Consider the following 5,237-nt stretch of genomic DNA (forward strand, 5'->3'; position numbering starts at 1 on the left):
TACAGCCCAGCAAATATTGTTTAAAGGGAACTATTCAGGAGGTGCTACGAGGATGACCTGCCTGGCAACAGACGAGATCTATCTGAATGTAGCGGAGAGTTACGCACGACTTAATGATGTAACAAAGGCAATGCAGACCTTAAATGAATTGTTGAAAAAACGTTGGAAAACCGGAACGTATATTCCGATGACAGCTAATTCACAAGCTGAAGCACTGGAAATTATTTTAAAAGAAAGAAGAAAGGAATTATTGTTTCGTGGCTTGCGTTGGTCAGATCTTAAAAGATATAACCGTGATGGCGCAGGAATTTATTTGCAAAGAATCATAAATGGAACAACTTATACATTACCACCCAACGATCTCCGTTATGCCATAGCCATTCCTGAAGACATTATAAAAATGACGGGAATGCCTCAGAATCCAAGGTAAATCCGTAAACAAAAATGGGGTGGAAATTTCCACCCCAAATTATTAGCCAAATCACTTATTAAGGTTCCGGTCTGTAACCTTCTGATATCGCTAAAACTTCACTGTTGGTTTTAGAACCTAAAACGGCACTCAGTGAACTGCCATCGGGAACCTTCTTCAGGAGAACAATCGGTCGGGATTGTTGATGTACTCCAATGTGAAACATCACGGAATGCATTGGGTGACATATCGTTACTGATGTAGTAAAAAGTCTGCACAGCAGCTTTTTCTTTTTTCTCTATCGCTTTAAACGACATCACAGCTCCTGAGAATATCACGGCTGCAATCGCTACCGCATTGGCTTTCAAAATTTGATTAATTTTCATAATTCCGGTCTTTTTATATATCAAAAAAGATTACCATAAAAACTTTAGAGATCTGCTTGAGAAGTACAATTGAGTAGGTTAAGTCATTTAATTATACCATAGATCAGCGAATCTTGTCGTACCAAAATATCCTATTCTACATATTCTCAAACAAATTGTTGTTAATAAAATCATTTTAGAATTTCGGATTGTTAAACAGCTTTCGGCTGTCTAATTTTAAGGTTGAACATTAATAGCAAATTCAGTCACGATCGATCATCCGTAAATAATACGGTAACATACTTAGTCAGCAGGCCTGCTGTATCTTAGATTTAAACTTAAAGCAATAACAGAAAGAATGACACAGCCCATATTGAAATACAAATGCTGATGCCAGCTCATTTTCTCTAAAATCCCACCGCAGGAACAAGGGAGATTTTTATTTGTACTTAGCAGTAAAGCAGTATAACCGGTGAAGATGACCATCAAAACAAGGCTTCCTATCAGTCCAATAGTTCTGGTTTTCCGGTAGCATAACAATCCTGCTATAATAACTTCGACAATGATTATCGTGTAAGCCAGGAATTGCGAAAATCCATTCAAGAATGGTGATGCTGAAATCTGAACCTGGAAATTCTCAAAATCCAATATCTTACTGATAGCTGCATAGCAGAAGAGAATAACAAAGAAAATACTTACTGCAAATGGTATTATTTTTTTTAAATATTTCATGACATTAGTTTTTTTGTTGACAATATTCTGTGTAAAGTATATGTCTATTTTTCTTACAATTACTAATCAAATGTAAAACAGAAATTCAACAAAAAAAATGATTTACTAAGCCTGATTCCTATGTCTGATGCCAGTTTATAAACTGATCCTCTGTATCAAAATCCCAGAGCGGCATAGCTGTAGACTGTAGTTTTTTTCATAAAAGTGATTATAAGTTGGAATTAGACATTGTGCTCAAAAAGACAAATGATGCTTATTCAGCACATCAAATGTTATTTTGTGTGAATAAGAACCGTGACCGATAGCATTTTGGTTATGTAGTTTACAAAACACTTGGATATTCCATAAAAAATAACGTAATTTTATAAAACGTTTTAATAAAAATGAAGGTAACGTGCAGATGTTCAGGTTGTTTATATTGCTTTTGGTTTCCACTGCGGAATTATGGGTTGCGCAGAGTACAGACAATGTGGCCTATCATCAAATCAGAAAAAAGTACGATTACAAGAAGGTAAATGATACTACAGCACTTTCTTACGTTGACCTTTTAATTGCCCTCGCGAAAAAAGAAAAAAATTATTCCGAATTAACATATGCATACCAAGATGCCCTACATTTTGAGCCATCAGGATACCGCAAAAAGCTGTATGCAGACAGTGCAATAACTTCCGCTCAGCATAGTTGTAATAACGATCTTATTGCCTCTGCTTATCTTGGAAGGGGAATTGTGTCTTACTTTATTTTTAAAGACTATCAACCTGCATTGGATGATTATATAAAAGCGTTATTCTACGCCAGATATAGCACTAATCCATACATAAAGTATATTATATTATATCACCTGGGTGTAATGAAGAGTTATCTGGGATATTATGATGAGGCAGTCAGTCAATTTGAGACCTGTTCGGCATTCTTTAGACAGGAAATTTTGAAAAATAATTCCCCAGATATCCTGTATAATATGCGCAAAGGCTATTATAATACTTTAAATCAACTTATCTATTGCTACCAGCAAATGGGAGATGATGATAGTGCCGACCGCTTAATTGAAATAGGCAAAAGGGAAATACCCAAAGATTTAGATTTCGTCCAGTTAAGGAGTTATTTTTTTAAATCAGAAGGTATTTCTAAATTCCGTAAAGGAAATTACGAGCAAAGTATTGCCGATCTCAATCGTGCACTTCCGGAACTGGTCAGGGTAAATGACTTTGCCGGGGTATCAGTGATCTACTTTTATCTAGGAAAGAATAAATTGGCTCAGCACCGAGAACAAGAATCCTTTAGTTTTTTTAGAAAAGTTGATTCTCTTTATCAGAAATACCATTTTTTCTTTCCTGAGCTTACGGAAAACTATAAGATTTTACTGGAGAATGCCCGTAAAAAATCAAATATAGATGAGAGCTTATCTTTTGCCAATACCCTCCACAAAATTGAAAAAATAAACATAGAAGACACACATCATCTTTTTATTCAGTTTGAGGCCGAGCGGATAAATATTGAATATTCGAGTATTACACAGCGTTACAGGAATATTCTCTTCGGCGTTGTAGCAGTCTCTATGTTTTTACTTATATTCACTATAAACACTTATCTGGAAAAGAAGTCCGAGAAAACATACGATGTGGTCTTAGCGGGTGTGGGTGTTGATATTGAGAGATTAAAAAATGATTTCTCACCGCCAAAATCCACATTGAGTGCAGAGATTCGCAACAGAATTCGGAAGAATCTCCAGAAATTTGAAGACGAAAAAGAGTTTTTGAAACCGAACCTGAGTTTGAAAAAAATTGCAATAAGAGTAGGGACAAACCCTAATTATCTATCTTCCTACATTAACACGGAGAAAGGAATGCATTTTAACCGTTACCTAAGTGGGTTGCGCATTAAGTATATCGCCGAATTGCTCGCAGAAGATCCTATAGCAGTTCATCAGAAAACAGAAGTTCTTGCCAAACTATGCGGAATTGCCTCTCGCTCCAACTTTCTAAAACTGTTTTCGGAGATCTATGGTATGTCGCTGCAAGAGTATCAGCATCAGTGCAGAGAAAAGTTTGCTGCGAATGAAGATCTTAATTAAGTTGTGTTTGGATGATGTCTACAACACTCCTCAAATCGTAGATTTTCTGATATCGCATTTTAAAATCGCCTAAATCAATTTCATATATTTTCTCTGATTCAAGAGATTGAAGGAGATTGAGGAAGATTGAATTGCTGAAATCGTGTAGATATTGATTCAATGCGTATATTTGGAATATTCAACAATAATTAAATAAGAGGTAAATATGGGATTTTTTGACTTTTTCAAGACAAAACAAAAAAAGGAAAATGAATTAAAAGAAAGTGATGACGCAATTTCACAATCGAAAAAAATCATTGAAAATTCTATTCTTGATGACGGATACCATAAACCATCAAATTGGACGTCGAACTATATTTATGGATTCATTAATGGAAATCCTATGCAAAAAATCTCCAATCATAATGATTTAATAGAAATTATTAGAAACACGATTGGTAATGGAAAAGGCTATATCGCAATAGATTCAATATTTCATCCTTATAATTTAATAAATCATAAAGGTGCTACTGCCTGGGATTTAGCTTGGTTTTGGTTGTATACTCAGGACCAAGGGAAAATTATTTCTGAAATTGCAGGAAATGAAACTGCTACAATTGTTCAATCTGAAAATTTAAACCTACTGGAGAATTTCAGGATTTGGCCGAATGACAACTTAAATCCCCATAAGAATAAGCAATATGATAAATTCGTTCCTTTTGTTCTTCCTTATTTAACTTACTCGATAGATGATAAAGATGAAGAACATTGGGTAAAAATGATAAATGCTGAATTGCAGTTGCAGGGACACGCTCATACGTATATAGAAAATTTCAACCGTGTCTTATCAAATAATGTTGAAGGACACGTTATGACATTAGGTTTTGGAGAATTTAACAGAGAAAATTTAGACGACCTGATCAATAAATTCACAGATTTTTATGACCAGAATATGAGTGGAAAATAAAACTCTTAGTTTTACGTGTTGAAATAGAGTCGGAAAAACAACTTTGACGAAGAGATTGCACCGTAAATGTTTGTGTGAAGGTCATTTTCATTTCAGGTCATTTCTGGCATTATTTTATCAACACTAATGATAAAAATAGTAAATGAAAGATTTGTTGTTTGAAAATTGGGAAAAACTTGGACAGGTCGCACTGATGACGATTGCCTCTTTTGTCATTCTATTCCTTTTCATCAGGATCTCAGGTAAAAGGACACTGGCCAAGTTCAACGCTTTTGATTTTGTGGTCACGGTTGCACTGGGCTCCACATTGGCCTATATGATGCTTGCGATGGTCCCATTGGCAGAAGGTGTAATGGTGTTATTTCTGATAATAGCCTTACAATACCTGTTCGCGAAATTGGCCAGTACATCCGATAAGATGGAACACCTGATCAATTCCTCTCCACGCTTACTGTTCTATAAAGGCAAATACCTCAAAGACAATATGAACACCGAGGCCATAACGGTTGATGAGATCAACGCTGTAGTGCGTCAGGAAGGAATTGAAAGGTTAGATGATGTTTTGGCAGTTGTCATCGAGCTCAATGGAGAGATCAGCGTCATCAAAAAATCGGATACTCAAGGTGGCAAAAGCTCTTAAGAAGATCTTGATATTCCTGACGGTCAGGGAGGGGGCGATCTGTAGAATTTTGTAGTTATGTACTTGAATTC

General features: G+C 35.6%; 6 protein-coding genes. 4 read left to right on the plus strand and 2 right to left on the minus strand.

Annotated features, from left to right (window positions below):
• On the plus strand, positions 1–430 hold a 430-nt coding region (locus tag WFK35_RS20355), incomplete at its 5' end, for a RagB/SusD family nutrient uptake outer membrane protein (RefSeq protein ID WP_336734284.1).
• 110 nt (positions 431–540) lie between these two features.
• On the opposite strand, the gene WFK35_RS20360 is transcribed toward WFK35_RS20355, so the two are convergent.
• Positions 541–819: a hypothetical protein gene (locus WFK35_RS20360; RefSeq protein WP_336734286.1), complete on the minus strand. Its 279-nt coding sequence runs from the start codon at positions 817–819 to the stop codon at positions 541–543.
• A 258-nt stretch (positions 820–1,077) separates the two neighbouring features.
• On the minus strand, positions 1,078–1,506 hold the full coding sequence (locus WFK35_RS20365; RefSeq protein ID WP_336734288.1) for a MauE/DoxX family redox-associated membrane protein: 429 nt from the start codon (positions 1,504–1,506) through the stop codon (positions 1,078–1,080).
• A gap of 394 nt (positions 1,507–1,900) precedes the next feature.
• On the opposite strand from WFK35_RS20365, the gene WFK35_RS20370 reads away from it, so the two are divergent.
• The 3 genes from WFK35_RS20370 to WFK35_RS20380 all read left to right on the plus strand — a co-directional run bounded on the left by WFK35_RS20370 (position 1,901) and on the right by WFK35_RS20380 (position 5,166).
• Entirely contained in the window at positions 1,901–3,580 is a 1,680-nt protein-coding gene (locus WFK35_RS20370; RefSeq protein ID WP_336734290.1) for an AraC family transcriptional regulator, read from the plus strand.
• A gap of 205 nt (positions 3,581–3,785) precedes the next feature.
• Complete coding sequence (locus WFK35_RS20375) at positions 3,786–4,526, plus strand: hypothetical protein (RefSeq protein ID WP_336734292.1); 741 nt, start codon at positions 3,786–3,788, stop codon at positions 4,524–4,526.
• Between the two features lie 142 nt (positions 4,527–4,668).
• Positions 4,669–5,166 (plus strand): DUF421 domain-containing protein, encoded by a 498-nt coding sequence (locus WFK35_RS20380; RefSeq protein ID WP_336734294.1) that lies wholly within the window; start codon positions 4,669–4,671, stop codon positions 5,164–5,166.
• The last annotated feature ends 71 nt before the right edge of the window (positions 5,167–5,237 follow it).

Origin of the sequence: Chryseobacterium sp. VD8 (genome assembly GCF_037149975.1) — a bacterium.
GTDB classification, from domain to species: Bacteria; Bacteroidota; Bacteroidia; order Flavobacteriales; family Weeksellaceae; genus Chryseobacterium; species Chryseobacterium indicum.

What these genes read in the sequence shown, in the direction of transcription:
- WFK35_RS20365 (WP_336734288.1), bottom strand. Translation starts at nt 1,506, where the DNA reads ATGAAATATTTAAAAAAAATAATACCATTTGCAGTAAGTATTTTCTTT.
- WFK35_RS20375 (WP_336734292.1), top strand. Translation starts at nt 3,786, where the DNA reads ATGGGATTTTTTGACTTTTTCAAGACAAAACAAAAAAAGGAAAATGAA.
- WFK35_RS20380 (WP_336734294.1), top strand. Translation starts at nt 4,669, where the DNA reads ATGAAAGATTTGTTGTTTGAAAATTGGGAAAAACTTGGACAGGTCGCA.